This window comes from Vibrio sp. Vb1554 (genome assembly GCF_033344235.1).
Genome location: NZ_JAWPOJ010000356.1, coordinates 1 through 1,130 on the forward strand (window position 1 = coordinate 1; position 1,130 = coordinate 1,130).

Here is a 1,130-nt window from a genome sequence, read left to right on the forward strand (position 1 = left end):
ATATGACGCTTGCACGCTATTTAGTCGTGGTTGCATTAAAGTCCGGGAAGATCCGTCTTCAGAAACACAAAGATGCGCTCGATATTACTGAGCTGTCAAAATTCTTAGTTCGTATTTCGCAAATGGCGGTTGAGTTACCTGAAATACAAAGGCTGGATATCCATCCAGTATTGGTGTCTGGAGATGACTTAACCATACTTGATGCTGATGTGACGCTTTGCAAATATGAAGGTGACGCTCAAAAACGACTGGCTATTCGCCCTTTCCCTGCTGAATTTGTTGAAACTGTGACACTGCGTGATGGTCAACCAATCCTTCTTCGTCCAATTCTTCCTGAAGATGAGCCACTCCACGCTCAGTTCATAAATAGTGTATCCAAAGAAGATCTCTATAAACGGTTCTTCTCAGAGGTTGGTGAGTTCAATCACGAAGCTTTAGCTAATTTTACTCAAATTGACTACGACCGAGAGATGGCCTTTGTCGCAGTAGCATTCGATAAAAGTGGACCGTCGATCATTGGTGTCGCGCGTGCGCTGATCACGCCAGACAATAGTGATGCTGAATTTGCGATTTTGGTTCGCTCAGATTTGAAAGGAAAAGGATTAGGAAAAATCTTGATGGAGAAGATCATCAGCTATTGCAAAATTAAAGGCACGAAACAAATGTCAGGTATGACGATGCCTACCAATCGAGGGATGCTGATGCTTGCTCAACGTTTGGGGTTTGAAGTTGATGTCCAGTTTGCAGACGGTACGGCAGATATGGTGCTACCTTTAAATTAATGAGTGAGGAGCGTGCTCTCTTTTTACCGCTCAACTTCTTAGATTCAGTAGACTTATCTGAATCTAAGAAGTAAAAAGTGACGCTGTTACTTTAGTTTCCAATTCTTCTTCAGATACTGAATGCACCAAGATTTCGCTTCACCCATGGTGTTTCTTCTCCACGCTAGAATGATATCCATCGGCTGTTCTTCTGTGCCTTCAATTTGTTTGAGTACGCCTTTTTCTATTAACGGTAGCGCGATTTGTCTAGGTAAGGTACCAATCCCTAAGCCTGCGGTTAATGCATCTACTTTTGCTGTAAAGTTAGTAACAGTGAGTCTGGGTTGCTTTTGAATGATGTTTATCAAA

At 42.4% G+C, this 1,130-nt stretch carries 2 protein-coding genes; one reads left to right on the top strand and one right to left on the bottom strand.

Annotation, left to right across the window (positions count from 1 at the left end; translation table 11 throughout):
• On the top strand, nt 1-782 hold a 782-nt coding region (locus tag R8N28_RS26255; RefSeq protein ID WP_318183789.1), incomplete at its 5' end, for a GNAT family N-acetyltransferase.
• An 86-nt stretch (nt 783-868) separates the two neighbouring features.
• Here R8N28_RS26255 and R8N28_RS26260 read toward each other — a convergent pair.
• On the bottom strand, nt 869-1,130 hold a 262-nt coding region (locus R8N28_RS26260), incomplete at its 5' end, for a LysR substrate-binding domain-containing protein (RefSeq protein ID WP_318183790.1).